General features: G+C 72.6%; 15 protein-coding genes and 1 tRNA gene. 9 read left to right on the forward strand and 7 right to left on the reverse strand.

Features of this window, described 5'->3' with window-relative positions; all coding sequences use genetic code 11:
• Positions 1–3: 3 nt before the first annotated feature.
• Positions 4–570, reverse strand: a complete 567-nt coding sequence (locus tag DS079_RS14055) for a DoxX family membrane protein (RefSeq protein WP_126988477.1) — start codon at positions 568–570, stop codon at positions 4–6.
• Between the two features lie 262 nt (positions 571–832).
• On the opposite strand from DS079_RS14055, the gene DS079_RS14060 reads away from it, so the two are divergent.
• Positions 833–1519, forward strand: coding sequence for a sigma-70 family RNA polymerase sigma factor (locus DS079_RS14060; protein ID WP_126988478.1), 687 nt, complete (start codon positions 833–835; stop codon positions 1517–1519).
• A complete protein-coding gene (gene rsrA, locus DS079_RS14065; RefSeq protein ID WP_126988479.1) occupies positions 1516–1890 on the forward strand; it encodes a mycothiol system anti-sigma-R factor in 375 nt (124 codons plus the stop codon). Before DS079_RS14060 ends, rsrA begins: the two co-directional genes overlap by 4 nt.
• Before the next feature lie 92 nt (positions 1891–1982).
• Here the strand turns inward: rsrA and DS079_RS17750 are convergent, their stop codons facing one another.
• The 5 genes from DS079_RS17750 to DS079_RS14085 form a co-directional block, all read right to left on the reverse strand.
• Complete coding sequence (locus DS079_RS17750; protein ID WP_369801468.1) at positions 1983–2057, reverse strand: 50S ribosomal protein bL37; 75 nt, start codon at positions 2055–2057, stop codon at positions 1983–1985.
• A 377-nt stretch (positions 2058–2434) separates the two neighbouring features.
• Positions 2435–3079 carry a GDSL-type esterase/lipase family protein gene (locus DS079_RS14070; protein WP_126988480.1) on the reverse strand — a complete coding sequence of 215 codons (645 nt, stop codon included), beginning with the start codon at positions 3077–3079 and terminating at the stop codon, positions 2435–2437.
• Positions 3080–3189: 110 nt separating this feature from the next.
• Positions 3190–7047 carry a multifunctional oxoglutarate decarboxylase/oxoglutarate dehydrogenase thiamine pyrophosphate-binding subunit/dihydrolipoyllysine-residue succinyltransferase subunit gene (locus tag DS079_RS14075; RefSeq protein ID WP_126988481.1) on the reverse strand — a complete coding sequence of 1286 codons (3858 nt, stop codon included), beginning with the start codon at positions 7045–7047 and terminating at the stop codon, positions 3190–3192.
• Positions 7048–7170: 123 nt separating this feature from the next.
• Entirely contained in the window at positions 7171–8280 is a 1110-nt protein-coding gene (locus tag DS079_RS14080; protein WP_164736266.1) for a HAMP domain-containing sensor histidine kinase, read from the reverse strand.
• Entirely contained in the window at positions 8277–9098 is an 822-nt protein-coding gene (locus tag DS079_RS14085) for a response regulator transcription factor (protein ID WP_126988482.1), read from the reverse strand. Before DS079_RS14085 ends, DS079_RS14080 begins: the two co-directional genes overlap by 4 nt.
• A gap of 398 nt (positions 9099–9496) precedes the next feature.
• On the opposite strand from DS079_RS14085, the gene DS079_RS14090 reads away from it, so the two are divergent.
• From DS079_RS14090 to DS079_RS14100, 3 genes are all read left to right on the forward strand, one after another.
• The gene (locus tag DS079_RS14090; RefSeq protein ID WP_241237678.1) at positions 9497–10429 is read left to right on the forward strand and encodes a M23 family metallopeptidase; all 933 of its coding nucleotides are present in this window, start codon (positions 9497–9499) and stop codon (positions 10427–10429) included.
• Positions 10426–11484, forward strand: a complete 1059-nt coding sequence (gene tsaD / locus DS079_RS14095) for a tRNA (adenosine(37)-N6)-threonylcarbamoyltransferase complex transferase subunit TsaD (RefSeq protein WP_126988483.1) — start codon at positions 10426–10428, stop codon at positions 11482–11484. Before DS079_RS14090 ends, tsaD begins: the two co-directional genes overlap by 4 nt.
• A 78-nt stretch (positions 11485–11562) precedes the next feature.
• Positions 11563–11635 (forward strand) — tRNA-Arg (locus tag DS079_RS14100).
• 55 nt (positions 11636–11690) lie between these two features.
• Here DS079_RS14100 and DS079_RS14105 read toward each other — a convergent pair.
• Positions 11691–13967, reverse strand: a complete 2277-nt coding sequence (locus DS079_RS14105) for a bifunctional alpha,alpha-trehalose-phosphate synthase (UDP-forming)/trehalose-phosphatase (protein WP_126988484.1) — start codon at positions 13965–13967, stop codon at positions 11691–11693.
• 332 nt (positions 13968–14299) lie between these two features.
• Between DS079_RS14105 and lysA the strand changes: the two genes are divergently transcribed.
• The 4 genes from lysA (at position 14300) to thrB (ending at position 19193) form a co-directional block, all read left to right on the forward strand.
• Positions 14300–15712 (forward strand): diaminopimelate decarboxylase, encoded by a 1413-nt coding sequence (gene lysA / locus DS079_RS14110; RefSeq protein WP_126988485.1) that lies wholly within the window; start codon positions 14300–14302, stop codon positions 15710–15712.
• Between the two features lie 151 nt (positions 15713–15863).
• Complete coding sequence (locus tag DS079_RS14115; protein WP_126988486.1) at positions 15864–17219, forward strand: homoserine dehydrogenase; 1356 nt, start codon at positions 15864–15866, stop codon at positions 17217–17219.
• A 4-nt stretch (positions 17220–17223) separates the two neighbouring features.
• A complete protein-coding gene (thrC, locus tag DS079_RS14120; protein ID WP_126988487.1) occupies positions 17224–18282 on the forward strand; it encodes a threonine synthase in 1059 nt (352 codons plus the stop codon).
• The gene (thrB, locus tag DS079_RS14125) at positions 18279–19193 is read left to right on the forward strand and encodes a homoserine kinase (protein ID WP_126988488.1); all 915 of its coding nucleotides are present in this window, start codon (positions 18279–18281) and stop codon (positions 19191–19193) included. Before thrC ends, thrB begins: the two co-directional genes overlap by 4 nt.
• Positions 19194–19285 lie beyond the last annotated feature (92 nt).

The following is a 19285-nucleotide window of genomic DNA, read 5'->3' on the forward strand; positions in this document are numbered from 1 at the left end:
AGATCAGCCGTGCTGGTCGGCGAGCTGCTTCTGGGCGGTGGAGACGGCGCCCTTGGCCTTCTTCTCCAGCTTCCCGGCCTTCTTCTCGAGCTCGCGCTGCTTCTGCGCGGCCTTCTTCTGGCTGCGCTCGACGAACTTGTTCGCCCGGTAGCCGAGCGAGGGGCGGCCGTCGTGGTCGACGACGGCCAGGAGCACGCCGCCCAGCAGGCCGGCGTCGGTGAGGATGGACTGCACCTCGGCGACGAGCTCCTCGCCGCGCAGCTCCCAGACCTTCTTCCGACCGGCCCAGCCGACGGAGGTGGTCACGAGCAGGGCAGCGGCGGCGGCGCGGGGTGCGCGGTTGGTCGCGTAGAGGACGCCGGCGCCCGCGGCGACGACGCCGGCGGCGCGCACCACGGCGCGGGAGTCGATGAAGCCCGGCGCGGAGCTCTTGGTCAGCGCCGAGTCGACCGCGTCGAAGGCCTGCGGGTAGACGTCGATCTCGCGCTCGGGGTGGAGCGCGGTGCGCACGCCCTCGAAGACGAAGGGGGCGGCGAGCAGCGGTCGTGCGATCCGGCGGACCAGGGCCATGGTGTCCTCACGTTCTGAGCGGGTAACGACGGTCCGGTGATCAGCCCTGTCGGGAAGATCACCGACCCCCACACTACCGCCCGAGGAACATCCCCTACGCCCGTCGCGTTGCACTGGACGGTGCGGACACGGTTCCGCGCCCCCGTCGGGACCCCGACGGGACGGTCGAGCACGCCGGCGGGTGCCGGGGAGGGAGCGGCGCATGACGACCGGACTGCTGGAGCGCGCCCCCGCGATCCCGGGTGGCGTAGGTTTGGGGACGATGACGCAGACACAGCCCACTTCCGACCACGGGACCGGCATGCCCTCCGCGGAGCAGCCCGATCCTGCGGCGGACTTCGACTTCGAGACCGAGGCGCTCTCGCATCTGGACTCCCTCTACGGCGGCGCGCTGCGGATGACCCGCAACCCGCACGACGCCGAGGACCTGGTCCAGGACACCTTCGTGAAGGCGTTCCGCGCCCAGGACCGTTTCACCCCGGGCACGAACATGCGGGCGTGGCTGTACCGCATCATGACCAACAGCTACATCTCGAGCTACCGCAAGCAGCAGCGCCGCCCCAAGGAGGCCTGGACCGACACGGTCGAGGACTGGCAGCTCGCAGAGGTCTCGAGCCACTCGAGCACGGGCCTGCGCTCGGCGGAGGCCGAGGCGCTGGACCACCTGCCGGACTCCGCGGTGAAGGACGCGCTGTCCGAGCTGCGGGAGGACTACCGCATGGCGGTCTACCTCGCCGACGTCGAGGGCTTCGCCTACAAGGAGATCGCCGAGATCATGGACACGCCGATCGGCACGGTCATGTCCCGGCTCCATCGCGGGCGGCGCCAGCTGCGCGAGAAGCTCACCGATCATGCCCGGCGCACGGGCTTCCTGCGTGCGCAGCCCTCGGCGGGGGACGCCGCCGACGACACCGGAGCCGGCACCGCGGACCGGGAGGAGGAGCGATGACCCAGAACGACCGCGCGATGCGCGAGACCTCGAGGCGCGAGACGGCGACCGGCTCGACGCGCGACATGAGCTTCGGGCTCGAGGAGGCGCTCGACGGCGAGCTCCCCCGCGAGACCGTCGAGCGGATGCGCCGCCACACCGACGACTGCCCCGAGTGCGCCGACGAGTGGGAGCGCCTGCGCCGGCTGAAGGAGCTGGTGCGCCGCAGCTGCGCGGACCGCGCCCCCTCCGACCTGCGGGCCCGCATCGCCGACACGTGCCGCACCATCACGGTGACCACCACCAGCACGAGCACGACCACCGAGGCCGACGGCTCCACGGTGCGCGTCACCCGCTCGACGACCACGCGCCGCACTCTGCCCCCGGCCTGAGCTGCGGGGCGTCGGCTCCGTCGCCGAGCATGACGAAGGGCTCCTCCCATCGGGAGGAGCCCTTCGTCATGTCGCCATCGGCGACGGCGCGGTCAGCTGTTGGGCCGCTTGCCGCGATTCGCGCTGTTCTTGCGGCGAGCCTTGCGCTTGCGTCCTCGCTTGCTCATCACGCTCTCCTTCCTTCACCCGGAATGAACCCGTCGATCATGCCATATCGGAGGCTCCGCGCGGAGCCTCGTCCGAGCCCCTCGCAGCACCTGAGTCGGACCTCACCCGCCCGCGGGCCGGCCGCCCGCTGCTCGGCCCGCGTCCTCGCCCAGAAGGACCGAGTGGCAGGTTCGGACCGGTATCCCTGCGTGATACCGGTCGATACCTGCCACTCGAGGAGAGAGGAGGCCGGCTGGGCCGTCCGAGGCGTCCTGGGTGGACGAGCGGGTGTGCGGGCAGCCGGAGAGCCGACCGGGCCGGGCGACTCCGAGCGCTGCATCTGGACCGTCACAAAGCCGTGGAAGCGGTCCAGATGCAGCACTCGGTGGAGCGGAGGTCAGCGGGAGGTGCCGAGCCAGGCGCCGAAGCCGCTGTGCAGCACCAGCCAGGCGATCAGGCCGTAGCCGGTCTGCCCGGGGTGGTCGCCGGCGGAGCGGGCGAGGTCGCTCTCCCACTGGTCGTGGCCCACCAGCCCGCCGACGGTGTCGACGTAGGGGATGCGGCGCCGCGCGCAGACGTCCTCGAAGGCACCGGAGAGCTCGCGCACGCCCGCGGTGGTGGCCGGGTCCCGGCTCGGGGCGGGGCCCACCACGAAGGCGGGGATGCGCAGACGCTCGAGGCCGTCGAGGATCTTGGCGAGGTTCAGGCGCGAACGGGCCAGGGAGATCCCGGCCTCGACGTCGGCGCGGCCCATCGCGAGCACAACCCGGTGGTCGACGGAGCCGTCGGCGCGGCCCTGCTCGGAGAAGCGACGCTTGACGTCGGCGTCCCAGCGCTCGGCCAGCTCCGCGGAGGTCTCGCCCGGCAGCGCCGCGGAGAACACGTCGATGCGGCAGTCGGCACCCTGCTCGCTGGCCACGGCCCGGCCCAGCCAGCCCAGCGCTCGGGCGTCGCCGATCCCGGCGAGGAGCTCGTCGCCGAGCGCGATGATCCGGATCCGGGAGCCCGGATCCGGGACGGGCGAAGTGGGCACGGTCTGCACCGGGACCTCCTGGAAGGGGACGGGGTCGGTTCACTCTAACGGCGGCGGGGGGCCCCCGCGGCGCCCCGGCCCCCCCCCCCCCCCCCCCCCCCCCCCCCCCCGCGGGTCGCTCAGGCCTCGAACGCGCGGGTGAGCAGATCCTCCTGCTCGGCCTTGTGCGCGGAGGTCGAGCCGGTGGCCGGGGAGGCCGAGGCCGGACGGGCCACGACCCGCAGGGTGCGCCCCACCTCGACGGCGAAGTTCATCGCCATGAAGCTCCAGGCGCCCTGGTTCTGCGGCTCCTCCTGGACCCACACCAGCGGCGCATCGGGGTAGGCGTCCAGGGCGGTGCGCAGCTGCGCCTCGGGCAGCGGGTAGAGCTGCTCGACGCGGACGATCGCGGTGTCGGTGGCACCGAGCTTCTCTCGGCGCGCCACGAGATCCCAGTACACCTTGCCCGAGGCGAGCAGCACGCGGCGCACGCCTGCCGGGTCCACGGTCGTGTCCGGCAGGACCGGCTCGAAGGTGCCGGAGGTGAAGTCCTCGACCGCGCTGACGGCCGCCTTGTTGCGAAGCATCGACTTCGGGGTGAAGACGATCAGCGGCTTGCGCGGCTCGGTGAGCGCCTGCTTGCGAAGCAGATGGAAGTAGCTCGCCGGGGTGGACGGCACCGCGACCCGCATGTTCTCCTCCGCGCACAGCTGCAGGAAACGCTCGATCCGGGCGGAGGAGTGGTCCGGCCCCTGGCCCTCGTAGCCGTGCGGCAGCAGCATGACCACGCTCGAGTTCTGGCCCCACTTCTGCTCGGAGGCGGAGATGAACTCGTCGATGATCGTCTGGGCGCCGTTGACGAAGTCGCCGAACTGCGCCTCCCACAGCACCAGCGAGTTCGGGCTCTCCACGGAGTAGCCGTACTCGAAGCCCAGCGCCGCGAACTCCGAGAGCGAGGAGTCGTAGACGTTGAAGCGTGCCTGGTCGTCGCTGAGATAGGACAGCGGGGTCCAGGTGTCGCCGCTCTCGTGGTCGATCAGCACGCTGTGACGCTGCACGAAGGTGCCGCGGCGCGAGTCCTGGCCGGCCAGGCGCACCCGGTGGCCCTGCATCAGCAGGGAGCCGAAAGCGAGCAGCTCGCCGTAGGCCCAGTCGATCCCGCCCCGCGAGGACATCTGCGTGCGGCGCTCGAGCACCTGGCGCAGCTTGGGATGGACGGTGAAGGACTCGGGGACCTCCGCATGCGCCTGCCCGATCCGCGCCACGACCGATGCGTCGACCGCGGTGACGGCCTGCTCGGGCGCGTCGCCGCCCTGCTGCGACTCCGGCAGGTCCAGGCCCTGCACGTTGGCCTCCGCGGGCTTCGCGGAGCCGGCTTCGGAACGGGTCGAGGCGAAGGCCTCGTCGAGGTGCTCCTGGAAGTTGCGCACCAGGCCCTCGGTCTCCTCCTCGGTGAGGTCGCCGCGCTCGACGAGGGTCTCCATGTACTGCTTGCGGGTGGAGACCTTCTCGTTGATGAGCTTGTACATCTCCGGCTGGGTCATCGAGGGGTCGTCGCCCTCGTTGTGGCCGCGGCGGCGGTAGCAGACCATGTCGATGACCACGTCGCGGTGGAACTTCTGGCGGTACTCGAAGGCGATCTCGGCGACCCGCACGCAGGCCTCGGGATCGTCGCCGTTGACGTGGAAGATCGGCAGCTGGGTCGACTTCGCGACGTCGGTGGAGTAGAAGGACGAGCGCGAGGAGTCCGGCAGCGTGGTGAAGCCGATCTGGTTGTTGATGATCACGTGGATCGTGCCGCCGGTGCGGTAGCCGCGCAGCTCGGAGAGGTTCAGCGTCTCCGTGACCACGCCCTGGCCGGCGAAGGCCGCGTCGCCGTGGACGAGCACCGGCAGCACCGGGAACTCCTCGGGACGCTCGAGGCGGTCCTGCTTGGCGCGGACGATGCCCTCGAGGACGGGGTTGACGGCCTCGAGGTGCGAGGGGTTGGCGGCGAGGTAGACCTTCGTGGACTTCCCGTCGTGGGAGGTGTAGGTGCCCTCGGTGCCCAGGTGGTACTTCACGTCACCGGAGCCGACCTTCTCGCCGTAGTTGCCCTCGAACTCCTGGAAGATCTGGCCGTAGCTCTTGCCGGCGAGGTTGGAGAGCACGTTGAGGCGGCCGCGGTGGGACATGCCGATCGCGACCTCCTCGAGCCCGTCGTGGGCAGCGCCGTGCAGCACCGCATCGAGCATCGGGATGACCGACTCGCCGCCCTCGAGGGAGAACCGCTTCTGGCCGACGAACTTCGTCTGCAGGAAGGTCTCGAACGCCTCGGCGGCGTTGAGGCGATCCATGATGTGGGCGAGCTCCGCCTTCTCGAAGGGCTTGCGCGGCGTCTCCATCTTCAGCTGGATCCACTGGCGCTCCTCCGGGTCGGAGATGTGCATGTACTCCACGCCGATGGTGCGGCAGTACGCATCGCGCAGCACGCCGAGGATGTCCCGCAGCGTCATCTGCTCCTTGCCGCCCACGCCGCGGGTCGGGAAGGTGCGGTCGAGGTCCCACAGCGTCAGGCCGTAGGTCTCCACGTCGAGGTCCGGATGGTTGCGGGCCTTGTACTGCAGCGGATCGGTGTCCGCCATGAGGTGCCCGCGCACGCGGAAGGAGTGGATCAGGTCCATCACCCGGGCCAGGCGCTCCGAGGTGGTGTGGCGGAAGGGGTTGTCCGGCACCCAGCGCACGGGCTGGTAGGGCAGGCGCAGCGAGGCGAAGACGCGGTCGTAGAAGCCGTCCTTGCCCAGCAGCTTGTCCGCCATCCGCTTGAGGAACTCGCCCGAGGCGGCGCCCTGGATGATGCGGTGGTCGTAGGTCGAGGTCATCGTCATGACCTTCGAGACGGCGAGCTCGGCGAGGGTCGCCGGGCTCGCGCCCTGGAACTGGGCGGGGTAGTCCATCGCGCCGACGCCCACGATCACGCCCTGGCCCTTCATCAGGCGGGGGATCGAGTGGACGGTGCCGATGCCGCCGGGGTTGGTCAGCGAGACGGTGGTGCCGGTGAAGTCGTCCATCGTCAGCTTGCCGGCGCGGGCCTTCTTGACGACCTCCTCGTAGGCCCTCCAGAAGCCGCGGAAGTCGAAGCGCTGCGCCGCCTTGATGTTCGGCACCACGAGGCCGCGGGAGCCGTCGGGGCGGGGCATGTCGATGGCGAGGCCGAAGTTGACGTCCTCGCGCTTGAGCAGGAGCGGCTTGCCCTTCTCGTCGACGTCGAAGCCGTTGTTCATGTCGTTGATCTCGGTGACCGCCTCGACCATCGCCCAGCCGATCAGGTGGGTGAAGGAGACCTTGCCGGCGCGGTGGCGCTTGAGGTGGTTGTTGATCACGATGCGGTTGTCGAACAGGAGCTTGACCGGCACGTCGCGCACCGAGGTCGCGGTCGGGACGGTGAGGGACTCGTCCATGTTCCTCACGACGGCGGCGGCCGGGCCGCGCAGCTTCGTGGGCTCCGGCTCGTGCAGCTCGACCGCGGGGATCTGCGCGGTGGTCGTGGGGACCTTGGCCGGACGGTCGGAGGTCGTGGAGACCGCGGGAGTCCTCGGGGCGGGCGTCGAGGTGGGTTCGTTCACGGCAGGGGATTCCTTCGCGGGCGTCGAGGCGGCCGACGGGGCGGCCGGGGAGGAGGGGGCGGGCGTCGGCGACGGGGCCGGAGCGGGGGTGGAGGTGGCCGGCGCGGGCGCCTCGTCAGCGGCGTCGTCGGGCGCGGTCGCGGCGGCGGGCGCCGCATCGGGGGACGAGGGAGGAGCCGTCACGGGCGGCGCCGTCGCCGCCTCGGAGGTCTCCGGGCCCGGCCCGGGGGCGTCGGGGGCCTCGGCGCGTGCCGAGCTGGTGGAGGCGAAGTGCTCCGCCCAGCTGGGGTCGACGCTCGAGGGGTCCTCCCGCCACTGCTCGCGGAGCGCGTCCACGAGCCACTGATTGGGGCCGAACTCCGCGGAATCGGAGTCCTGTGTCTGCTGTGACACTCTGAGATCGCCAGCCTTCTCACAATCGAGAGATACGGATGGCTCCAGCGTAACGGCCCGCGGGTCCCGGTGCGCGCCGCGGCGCAGGTCGCGCGCGGCACGGGACGCCGGTGGTGGGGGACATCACGCCACCGGGCCGTGATCGGGGATCACGACCCGGATCAGGGAGGACCGACCCTCCTGCGCTCCGGTGCTGCGGGGGTCGTCGAGCACCTCGATCGTGCCTCCGTGCAGGCCCACCGCCCAGCGCGCGATCGCCAGGCCCAGGCCCGTCCCGCCGGAGGAGTCCGCGGCCCCGCCGCGCTGGAAGCGCTCGAAGACCCGGTCGCGGTCCTCGCGCGCGATGCCGGGGCCCTCGTCGTCGACGTCGATCCGCACCCCGTCGTCCTCCCCGGTGCGGGAGGCGCTGATGCGGATGCGTCCGCCGGCGGGGGAGTGGCGGGCGGCGTTCTCCAGCAGGTTGTGGATCACCTGGTGGAGCCGGGCGGCGTCGGCCGCGACGGAGAGGTCCGGCGGGTCGACGTCGACGATCCAGCGCACGTCCCGCCCTCCGGCGGCGAGGGCGGCGGCGTCGACGACCTCGTGGAGGAAGGGGGTCAGCTCGACCTCCTCGAGGTCGAGGTGGATCACTCCGGCGTCCAGCCGCGAGAGGTCCAGGAGGTGGTCGACGAGCTGGGAGAGCCGCTCGGTCTCGGTCAGGGCCACCTCGAGCGCGGCGGGATCGGGCTCGGTGACGCCGTCGACGAGGTTCTCCAGCTGGGCGCGCAGTCCCGCGACGGGCGTGCGCAGCTCGTGGGAGACGTTCGCGACGAGGTCCCGGCGCGTGCGGTCGGTCTGCTCGAGCTCGGCGGCCATGACGGAGAAGGCCTCGGCCAGCTGCCCCACCTCGTCGCGGCTCGTGGCGCGCACCGGTCCGCTGTAGTCCCCGCGCGCCATCGCCTGGGCGGCCGCGGTCATCTGCCGCAGCGGGGAGGTCATGCCCCGGGCGAGCAGCTGGGTGGAGACCAGTGCGGCGATCACGACCAGCGGCAGGGACAGCAGCGGCTCGATCCCGGCGCGGATGCTCACCTGCGTCAGCAGCGCCGCGACGGTCACGCTCACGCCCACCAGGATCCCGAGCTTGACCTTGAAGGAGCGGAAGCGGTCAAGCGGGCGCACGTCCAGCCGCTCGGGGACCCGGCGGCGGGCGTGCGGGGCAGGGGCCTCCCCGCCTCCGGAGCGGGGCCCGATCACGAGTCCGAGGTCGGCTCGTGCGGGGTGGGCATCGAGTGCAGGTCCGTCACGGCGCCCTCGGAGCCGGCGGCCGGGGCGTCCTCCTCGGGATTCTCCGGGATCTCGAGCGCGTAGCCGACGCCGTGCACGGTGCGCACGAGGTCCGCGCCGAGCTTGCGGCGCAGCGCCTTGACATGGGAGTCGACGGTGCGGGTGCCGGTCGCGTCGACCCAGTCCCACACGTCGGCGAGCAGCTGCTCGCGGGTGAGCACGGTGCCGGGGGCGTTGGCCAGGCACAGCAGCAGGTCGAACTCGGTGGGCGTGAGATGGGCGGGCACCCCGGCGCGCATCACCCGTCGGCCGGCGCGGTCGATCACGAGGTCGCCGAACTGCAGCGCCTCCTGCTTCTCCGTCTCGCCCGGTGCGGGAGGGCCCGCGCGGCGCACCCGGCGCAGCAGCGCCTTCAGCCGCGCGACGAGCTCGCGGATGGAGAAGGGCTTGGTCATGTAGTCGTCGGCGCCGACGCCGAGGCCGACGAGCATGTCGGTCTCGTCGTCGCGCGCGGTGAGCATGAGCACCGGGACCGGCTCGTCGGCTTGGATGCGTCGGCACACCTCGAGCCCGTCGAAGCCGGGGAGCATCACGTCGAGCACGACGAGGTCCGGGCGCACCTCGGCGACGGTGCGCACGCCGGAGGGGCCGTCGAGGGCGGTGGAGACCTCCCAGCCCTCGGCGGTGAGCCGGTCGGCGATCGCGCGGGTGATCGTGGGCTCGTCCTCGATCACCACCACGCGCACGGGTGAGGAGTCGGCGGCTGAGCTGCGGTCCGGGGTCGACATGGGGGTCACTCTAGACGGCGTGCCTCGGACGATCGCGGAGGCGGAGGGTGCCCCACGACTCCTGCACAGAACTCCCACGGCGCCTGCCGGAGCGCTCCCCAGCAGGGGTGCGCGGGACCCCGCGGAGTCCGCATCGCGGGCCTGGAACGGCCCGCAGCAGTGACGCGCACCCCTCCCGGGTGGCGCTCCCGTCAAGATCTCCCCACCTTTCAGCCGACATGGCAAAAACTTGGCAATGACCCGGTCGCCGAGCTCGCTCAACGCGCTGACCTGCACATAGGTTGGTCGACGTTGTTCAGCGACGCGTACTTCCCCGTCCGGCGTCGCGCACGGGACAGCTGCCGTGCCCGAACGGATACACGGACGAGACTCGCAGTCGAAACGGAAGAGGATCTCAGGTGGCGAATCATCGCGCTGATGGACGCGCCGCGGTGCGCAAGCACCGTACGGTCGGAGGAACGCACCGCGACCACGCCCTGCCCGCGGGCGCCGTGAAGGCAGGCGTCCTCGGCGTCCTCGCCACCGCCACCATCGCCGCTCCTCTCGCCGCCGCCGCCGCGGGCGTCGACGAGGCCGCCCCGGCCGAGCCGATCGCCCAGGCCCCCGCCGCCGCACCGCAGGCCGCCGCCGCGATCGCCCCCGTGGCCCTGCCCGGCGCGACCGACGCCGCGGCTGCGACCACCGAGGCGGCCGTCGAGGAGCGCGCCGTCGAGGGCGGCGCCGCGAGCCGCTCCGAGGAGCGCACCGCCCCCGCCGCCGCGGAGGACCCCGCCGACGACGAGGCCGAGAGCACCGGCATCGAGGTCTCCGTGCCCGAGCCCGAGCCCGTCGTGACCGAGGCCGCCGCAGGTGCGGAGGGCGCCGACGGCACCGCCTCCGCCGACGGCACCGACTCCGTCGAGGGCTCCGACTCCGCTGAGGGCGAGGCCGTCGTCGGCGGCGACTCCGGCTACATCCGCCCCTCCTCCGGCGCCATCACCTCCGGCTACGGCGGCCGCATCCACCCCGTGCTCGGCTACTACAAGGGCCACGACGGCGTCGACTTCGGCGCCGCCTGCGGCGCCCCGGTCAAGGCCGCCAAGTCCGGCACCGTCGTCGCCGTCGAGTACCACCACGCCTCCGGCAACCGCGTGAAGATCGACCACGGCAACGGGGTCGTCACCGGCTACTACCACCTCCAGGGCTTCAACACCTCGGTCGGCGCGACCGTCGCCCAGGGCGACACCATCGGCTACGTCGGCTCGACCGGCCGCTCCACCGGCTGCCACCTCCACTTCGCGAAGATGGACGAGGCGGGCAACTACTCCGACCCGATGTCTCTGCTGCGGTGACCTCCTCCGGCGCGCCCGTCGTCCTCGGGGTCGAGTCCTCCTGCGACGAGACCGGCTTCGGGATCGTCTCGGACGGGATCCTGCTGGGCCAGGGCCTCGCCTCGAGCGCCTCCCAGCACGCGATGTTCGGCGGCGTCGTCCCCGAGATCGCGGCCCGCGCGCACCTCGACGCGGTCGTCCCGACGCTGCAGATCGCCCTCGACGACGCGGGCGTGCAGGCGCGGGACATCACCCATGTCGCCGTGACCTCCGGTCCCGGCCTCGCCACCGCCGTCCACGTGGGACTGGCCGCCGCGAAGTCCATCGCCTGGGCGCTGGACAAGCCCCTGTACGGGGTGCACCACCTCGCCGGCCATGCCGCCGCCGACACCCTCGAGCACGGCCCCCTGCCCGAGCAGTCCATCGTCCTGATCGTCTCCGGCGGGCACACTTCGATCCTCGCCGTCGGCGACCTCGTGCGCGATCCGATCGAGCACCTCGGCGACACCCTCGACGACGCAGCGGGGGAGGCCTTCGACAAGGTCTCGCGCCTGCTGGGCCTCGGCTACCCGGGCGGGCCTGCGATCTCCCGCGCCGCGGTCGGCGGCGATCCGGCCGCCTTCGCCTTCCCGCGCGCCATGCTGCGGCCCCGGGACGCGCCCTTCACCTTCTCCTTCTCCGGGCTCAAGACCTCCGTGGCCCGCACCGTGGAGACCCTCGAGCGCGCCGGCGAGCCCGTGCCCGTCGCGGACATCGCCGCCTCCTTCGAGCAGGCCGTCGTCGACGTGCTGGTCACCAAGGCGCTGCGCGCCGTGCAGGAGCGCGGGCTGGACACCCTCGTCATCGTCGGCGGGGTCGCCGCGAACGCGCGCCTGCGGGCTGTCGCCCAGGAGCGCTGCGACGCCGCCGGGGTCGAGCTGCGCATCCCGCCGCCGCGGCTGTGCACCGACAACGGCGCGATGATCGCCGCGGTCGGCGACCTGCTGGTGCGCTCCGGCGCCGAGCCCAGCGGCCTCTCCATCGCCGCGGACCCCTCCGCCGTGCTCCACGGGGCCCAGCTCCCGCTGCTGCGGTGAGGTCCCTCTCACACCCTCGGTCGCTCGCGCCGCCGGCGTGCTCGATCGCCCCCAGGTGTTGCTAGACTCCTGGAGTCCGCCCGCGTAGCTCAGTGGATAGAGCGTCTGCCTCCGGAGCAGAAGGTCGTAGGTTCGAATCCTGTCGCGGGCACCGAGTTCCGAGCCGCGTCCCCGATCGGGGACGCGGCTCGAGTCGTCCCGGGGGCTCAGCCCTGCTCGCCGCGCAGCTTCCGCAGGCGCTGCAGCACCTCGCGCGCCGCGACGGTGTCCGCGATGCGCAGGGCCGCCGCGGTGTCGCCGCCGCCCACCTTCAGCGTGACGTCCTGCTCCTCGGCCTCGGCGAAGACGGACTCGTCGGTCACGTCGTCGCCGAGGTAGAGCCAGGCGTCGGAGGCGCTGGCCCGGGCGAGCGCGTCGACGGCGACGCCCTTGGACGTGTGCACCACCGAGAACTCGACGACCTCCTTGCCGGGGGTGACGGTCACGTCCGGCAGGGTGGTGGCGTACTCGAGCGCGGACTCCGTGGCGTTGATGCCGCCTCGGCCCCGGGCGCTGCGGGTGTGCAGCACCGCGGCGGTGGGCTTGGTCTCCACCTCGGTGCCCGGATGCGCTCGTGCGATGCGGCGCAGAGTCGCCGTGATCGTCGCGAGCAGCTCCTCCTTCTCCGGTGTCATCGACAGCGCGGAGCGGTCCAGCACCTCGGCCTGCATCCACGGCGGCAGCGCACCGACCTCCGCGCCGTGCGAGCCGACGAGCACCACCGAGCTCGGCATCTGCGTGTGCCGGTCCAGATCCTCCAGTGCGCGGCCGGAGACGAGCGCCACCGCGACGCCGGGCATCTCGGCCAGGTCCCGCAGCGCGCCGAGCGCCTCGGCATCGGGCTGGACCGCATCGCGGTCCTCGACGATCGGGGCGAGCACACCGTCGAAGTCCGAGGCGATCAGCAGACGCGGAACGTCGGCGAAGGCGCGCAGCGCCTCGTCGATCTCCTCGGGCGCGCTGGGCTCGTCGCCGCGCAGCCTCACCACGGGCACCGCGGCCTGCGCTTCGCGCCCGGCGTGCTCGAGGTGCTCGAGGAAGTCGTGCGCCCAGGACTGCACGTCGTTCTCCATCACCTGATGGCGCAGGGAGCGCATCGCCTCCTCCTGCTCCTCCTCGGGCATCGCCAGGGCGCGCAGGATCGCGGACTTCAGCTCGTCGATGTCGTGGGGGTTCACCAGGACCGCCGCGCGCAGCTCGTCCGCGGCGCCGGCGAACTCGCTCAGCACCAGCACGCCCTGCAGGTCCGGACGGGAGGCGACGTACTCCTTGGCGACGAGGTTCATGCCGTCCCGCAGGGCGGTGACGAGCACCACGTCGGCGGCCATGAACAGCGCGGTCATCTCGCGGCGATCGAAGGAGTGGTGCTGGTAGGACACGGCCGGTCGGCCCAGCGGTGCGTGCTCGCCGTTGATGCGGCCGACGGTCAGCTCGACCTCGTCCCGCAGCTGCCGGTAGGCCTCCACCCGCTCCCGCGACGGCGTCGCGACCTGGATCATCACCGTGTCGTGGGGATCGATCAGACCGTCGTCCAGCAGCTCCCCCCAGGCCTTGAGCCGGTGGCGGATGCCCTTGGTGTAGTCGAGCCGGTCCACCCCGAGCACCACCTTCGCCGGGTCGCCCAGGTCGTGGCGCAGGGCCCGCGCACGCTCGCGGATCTCCTCGTCCTCGGTGAGCGCGGAGACGGCGGAGGAGTCGATCGAGATCGGGAAGGTGCGCACCTCGACCTCCCGCATCGGGGCGGCGCCGACGCCCGGCACCGAGATCGTCAACCCGTCCACGTGGTAGCCCAGCAGCTTCCGCACCGCGGCGACGAAGTTCAGCGAGTCGCTCTCGCGCTGGAAGCCGATCAGGTCCGCGCCGAGCAGCCCGCGCAGGATCGAGTTGCGCTTGGGCAGCTGGGAGAACAGCTCGACGGAGGGGAAGGGGATGTGGTTGAAGAAGCCGATCCGCGCGTCGGAGCGCTTCTCCCGGATCATCCGGGGCACGAGCTGCAGCTGGTAGTCGTGCACCCAGATCGTGCCGCCGGGGGCGGCGACGGGTGCGGCGGAGTCGGCGAAGCGGCGGTTCGTCGCGAGATAGGAGTCCCACCAGCCGCGGTGGAACTCGGGATCGACGATCACGTCGTGGTAGAGCGGCCACAGGGTCGCGTTGGAGTAGCCCTCGTAGTAGCGCTCCACGTCCTCCTGCTCGAGCCGCACCGGGTACAGGCTCATCCCGTCGGCCTCGAAGGGGGCGGGCGGCTCGCCCGGCGATCCTGCCCAGCCCACCCAGGCGCCGGAGTCCACCGTGCGCATCACCGACTCCATCGCGGTGACCAGGCCGCCGGGGCTGGTGACCCATTCGGTGGCCCCGTCGGGGAGGGTGCGGGAGTCGACGGGCAGGCGATTGGCGACGACGACCAGCTCGTGCGAGCGGTCCTTGGGGGTGGGGGTGGTGGGCACCGGTACTCCTTCACGGGTCGAGCACTGAGGCGGCGGAGCGTCGCGTCGGGCTCTCATGAACGGGCCCCCGCGGCACCCGCGCCGATGCTGCGAGCCTATCAAGTGCGATCGCTCACGCGCCGTCCGCCCCGGACTGTGCACTGGGTCCTCACCAGGCCCTTCATGCGCCCGCGACCAGTGCGGACGACGTCCGACCGAACGGTGGGCGGGCCGGCGCGAGCTGTTCGCGGTGCGGACCCGCGCCCGCTCGAGCGGGCCGGGCTCGTACGATTCCGGGGCGCCGACGGCGCGGCCCGCCCGTGCGGCGGGCTCGAGCGAGACCAGGAGCCCCCATGCGCGCCCACGAAGCCGGTGCCCTCCACGGCAACGACGCGGCCCCCACGTGGCTGCCCTACCCCAGCGACGTCAACACCCTGATCGACGGCCTGTGGTCCCGCACCACCCGCCGCACCGAGGACGGCGCGGTCGAGGTGGGCGGGGTGAGCGTCGCCCGGATCGCCGAGGAGGTCGGCACCCCCGCCTTCGTGCTCGACGAGGACGACTTCCGTCACCGGGCGCGCGCCTTCCGCGACGCATTCGCCGAGGCCTTCCGCCCCCTTGCCGGGGCCGACGTCTACTACGCGGGCAAGGCCTTCCTGTGCGGCGCCGTCGCCCGCTGGGTCGAGGAGGACGGCCTGGGCCTGGACGTGTGCACCGGCGGCGAGCTCGCCGTCGCCCTGCGCGCCGGCTTCCCCGGCGAGCGGATCGCCCTGCACGGCAACAACAAGTCCCTCGCCGAGATCCGCCGCGCCCTCGAGGCGGGCGTGGGCCGGATCGTCGTGGACTCCCTGGACGAGATCGACCTGGTCGACGCGGTCGCCGCCGAGCTCGGCCTGCGCGCCGCCGTGATGCTGCGGGTGACCACGGGCGTGGAGGCGCACACCCACGAGTTCATCGCCACCGCCCACGAGGACCAGAAGTTCGGGCTCTCCCTCACCGGCGGCACGGCCTTCGAGGCCGTGCGCCGGGTCCTGGCCGCCGAGCACCTCGACCTCGTCGGCCTGCACTCCCACATCGGCTCCCAGATCTTCGACACGGGCGGCTTCGAGGTCGCGGCCCGGCGCGTGCTGGACCTGGTCGCGCAGGTGCGCGACGAGCTCGACCACACGATCACCCAGCTCGACCTGGGCGGCGGCTTCGGCGTCATGTACAACACCCAGCACACGCCCTCGACCCCGGAGGCCCTCGCCAGCGGGATCGCGGGGATCGTGGAGAAGCAGTGCCACGAGCTCGAGCTCGAGGTCCCCCACATCTCCTTCGAGCCCGGCCGCGCGATCGCCGGCCCCTCCACCCAGACGCTCTACACCGTCGGCACCGTCAAGGACGTGCGCCTGGGCGGCCCCCACCACCGCGTCTACGTCTCCGTCGACGGCGGCATGAGCGACAACGTCCGCACCGCCCTGTACGACGCGGACTACTCCTGCCTGCTCTCCGGCCGCGTCTCCGAGGAGCAGCCCGAGGTGGTGCGCGTGGTCGGAAAGCACTGCGAGAGCGGCGACATCGTGGTCAAGGACGAGTACCTCCCCGCCGACGTGCGCCGCGGCGACCTGGTCTCCGTCCCGGTCACCGGCGCGTACTGCTACTCGCTCGCCTCGAACTACAACCACGTCCCGCGCCCGCCCGTGATCGCGGTGAAGGACGGGGAGATCCGCACCCTGATCCGTCGCGAGACGGAGGAGGACCTGCTCGGCCTCGATGTCGGCTGAGCCCGCCCCTCCCGCGAACCGCCCGCCCGGCCGGCCCGCCGTGACCAGGACGCCCGCGTTCATACGCGGTCACGCGGGCGCGGCCACCTCGGCTACAGTGCACACGCCCGCCCCTCCCGCCCGTCGGCCCCTGTGGAAGGACCCTTCGCAGATGTCACAGACCGTCCCGCAGCCTCCGGCGAGCCCGGACAGCTCCTCCCTCCCCGCCCTGCGCGTGGCCGTGCTCGGCGCGGGCACGGTCGGCACCGAGGTGCTGCGCCTGATCGCGCAGCAGGGGGACGAGCTCGCCCACCGCATCGGCGCCCGCCTCGAGGTCACCGGGGTGGCCGTGCGCGACCGGACCAAGGACCGCGGCGAGCACGTGCCCGCCGCGCTGCTCACCGACGACCCCAGCGCCCTGGTGCGCGAGGCCGACCTCGTGATCGAGGTGATGGGCGGCATCGAGCCGGCCCGTGCCCTGCTGCTGGAGGCGATGGAGCACGGCGCGAGCGTGGTCACCGCGAACAAGGCGCTGCTCGCCCAGGACGGCGCCTCCCTCTACGAGGCCGCGGACGTGCACGGCGTGGACCTCTCCTTCGAGGCCGCCGTCGCCGGCGCCATCCCGCTGGTCCGTCCGGTGCGGGAGTCCCTCGCCGGGGACCGGATCCAGCGCGTGATGGGCATCGTCAACGGCACCACGAACTACATCCTCGACGCCATGACGCGCACCAGCGCCGACTTCGGCGACGCGCTCGCGAGCGCGCAGGAGCTCGGCTACGCCGAGGCCGACCCGACGGCCGACGTCGAGGGCCACGACGCCGCGGCGAAAGCATCGATCCTCGCGTCGCTGGCCTTCCACTCCCGGGTGCGCCTGGCCGACGTGCACTGCGAGGGCATCACCTCCGTCTCCGCGCAGGACATCGCCGCCGCCGGGCGGATGGGCCGCACGATCAAGCTGCTGTCGATCGTCGAGCGGGTCGAGGAGGAGAACGGGGAGCGGATCTCCGCCCGCGTCTACCCGGCGCTGATCCCCGACTCCCACCCGCTGGCCTCAGTCTCCGAGGCGTACAACGCGGTGTTCATCGAGGCCGAGGCGGCCGGCTCCCTGATGTTCTACGGCCAGGGCGCCGGCGGCGCGCCGACCGCCTCCGCGATCCTCGGCGACGTCGTCTCCGCGGCACGCTCCCGCGTGCACGGGGGAGTGGGGCCGCGCGAGTCCCGCTACGCAGAGCTCGAGTCGATCCCGCTCGAGGAGCTGCGCAGCGCCTTCTACATCTCGCTGACCGTGCAGGACCGTCCCGGCGTGCTCGCCGAGATCGCCGGGACCCTCTCGGGCTACGGCATCTCGATCTCGACGATCCACCAGGAGCTCCTCCACTCGCGGGAGGAGGGCTCCCAGGCCCTCGCCCACATCGGGATCAGCACCCACCGGGCGCTCGAGAGCGCGATGACCGCGTCGCTGGACATGTTCTCCTCGACCGCGACCGTGCTCAGCATCGACTCCGTCCTCCGCATCGAAGGAGATTGACCCCATGGCCCATCAGTGGCGCGGCGTCCTCGCCGAGTACCGCGAGCACCTGCCCTTCGAGGACGGTGACACCCTGCTGACCCTCGGGGAGGGCGGCACCCCCCTGGTCCCCGCCCCTGCACTCTCCGAGCGCGTCGGCGCCGAGGTGTACGTGAAGGTCGAGGGTATGAACCCGACCGGCTCCTTCAAGGATCGCGGCATGGTCTCGGCGATGTCGCGGGCCGTCAGCGACGGCGCGACCGCGGTGGTGTGCGCCTCGACCGGCAACACCTCCGCCTCCGCCGCGGCCTACGCGACCGCGGCCGGGATCACCTGCGCGGTGCTGATCCCTCAGGGCAAGATCGCCGCGGGCAAGCTCGCCCAGGCCGTGGTGCACGGCGCGAAGCTGATCCAGGTCGACGGCAACTTCGACGACTGCCTCGAGATCGCCCGCAAGCTCGATGCGGAGCACCCGATCGAGCTGGTGAACTCCGTGAACCCCTTCCGGCTGCAGGGGCAGAAGACCGCCGCCTTCGAGGTCGCCGACGCGCTGGGCCGCGCCCCCGACATCCATGTCCTGCCCGTCGGCAACGCCGGGAACATCTCCGCCTACTGGATGGGCTACAAGGAGTACCGCGAGAAGGGGATCACCGACTCGCTGCCGGCGATGTGGGGCTTCCAGGCCGCGGGCGCCGCCCCCTTCGTGGCCGGCCATCCGATCACGGAGCCCGAGACGATCGCGACGGCGATCCGCATCGGCGCCCCCGCCTCCTGGCATCTGGCCGTCGAGGCCCGCGACGACTCCGGCGGCCTGATCGACGCGGTCTCCGACCAGCAGATCCTCGACGCCCAGAAGCTGCTCGCCGGCGAGGTGGGGATCTTCGTGGAGCCGGCCTCCGCCGCCGGCATGGCCGGGCTGCTGCAGCAGGCCGAGCGCGGGCAGGTGCCCGCTGGTGCGACGATCGCGATCACCGTGACCGGCAACGGCCTGAAGGACACCGACACCGCGCTCACCCAGCACGACCTCACCCCGACGGTGGTGCCGGTGGACATCGCGGCGGCTGCGGAGGCCATCGGACTGTGAGGATCCAGCACACCCAGGTGTCCGTGCAGGTCCCCGCGACCTCCGCGAACCTCGGCCCGGGCTTCGACACCCTGGGCCTGGCGCTGGACCTGTGCGACGAGCTGAGCGTCCGGGCGACCACCGGCGGTCTCGAGATCACCGTCGACGGCGAGGGCGCGGGCTCCGTGCCCCACGGCGAGGAGCACCTGGTGGTGCGGGCCCTGCGACGCGGCCTCGACCACGCCGGCGCTCCCCAGAGCGGGCTGGCCCTGCACGCCGTGAACCGGATCCCGCACGGCCGCGGGCTGGGCTCGAGCGCCGCAGCGACCGTGGCCGGGCTCCTGCTCGCCCGGGGGATGGTCTCGGAGCCGGAGGCGCTCGACGACGAGACGGTGCTCCAGCTCGCCACCGAGTTCGAGGGCCATCCCGACAACGCCGCGCCCGCGCTGATGGGCGGGCCGGTGCTCTCCTGGATGCAGGGGCCTCTGGCGCGGGCCGTGCCGCTGCGCCACGCTGCGGAGGTGCTGCGCCCCGTGGTGCTGCTGCCCACCGCGACGCTGTCCACCCACCGGGCGCGGGGCCTGCTGCCCGCGGAGGTTCCGCACGCCGACGCGGTGTTCAACGCCTCGCGCGCCGCGCTGCTGGTCCACGCCCTGGCCGGAGCGCCGGAGCTGCTGATGGAGGCGACCGAGGACCGGCTCCACCAGGAGCAGCGCGCCCCCGGCATGCCCGAGAGCGTCGAGCTGATGCGGGTGCTGCGCCAGGAGGGCCATCCCGCGGTGATCTCGGGCGCGGGCCCCTCCGTGCTCGTGATGGCGGGCAGCCGCCGCGAGATCGCACCGCTGGTCCGCCGCTTCGTCCGCGACCCCGCGGGCTGGCGGATCGCCGAGGTGGCGCTGCGTGAGCAGGCCTCGGCCCCTGTGGTAGGTTGACCCTGCGTCCAGGCGACATCGCACGACGCTGATCCCTGCACCATGGTCCCCTCGCGGGATCCTCTGCGCAGATCTCCGCGCCCCCGATGTGC

The sequence above is a fragment of the Brachybacterium paraconglomeratum genome (genome assembly GCF_003994255.1).
Classification (GTDB): Bacteria; Actinomycetota; Actinomycetes; order Actinomycetales; family Dermabacteraceae; genus Brachybacterium; species Brachybacterium conglomeratum.

Bases quoted from the DNA above. Each gene is read 5' to 3' on its own strand.
- DS079_RS14055 (WP_126988477.1), bottom strand. From the start codon at position 570: ATGGCCCTGGTCCGCCGGATCGCACGACCGCTGCTCGCCGCCCCCTTC.
- DS079_RS14060 (WP_126988478.1), top strand. From the start codon at position 833: ATGACGCAGACACAGCCCACTTCCGACCACGGGACCGGCATGCCCTCC.
- rsrA (WP_126988479.1), top strand. From the start codon at position 1,516: ATGACCCAGAACGACCGCGCGATGCGCGAGACCTCGAGGCGCGAGACG.
- DS079_RS14085 (WP_126988482.1), bottom strand. From the start codon at position 9,098: ATGTCGACCCCGGACCGCAGCTCAGCCGCCGACTCCTCACCCGTGCGC.
- lysA (WP_126988485.1), top strand. From the start codon at position 14,300: ATGCGCGCCCACGAAGCCGGTGCCCTCCACGGCAACGACGCGGCCCCC.
- DS079_RS14115 (WP_126988486.1), top strand. From the start codon at position 15,864: ATGTCACAGACCGTCCCGCAGCCTCCGGCGAGCCCGGACAGCTCCTCC.
- thrC (WP_126988487.1), top strand. From the start codon at position 17,224: ATGGCCCATCAGTGGCGCGGCGTCCTCGCCGAGTACCGCGAGCACCTG.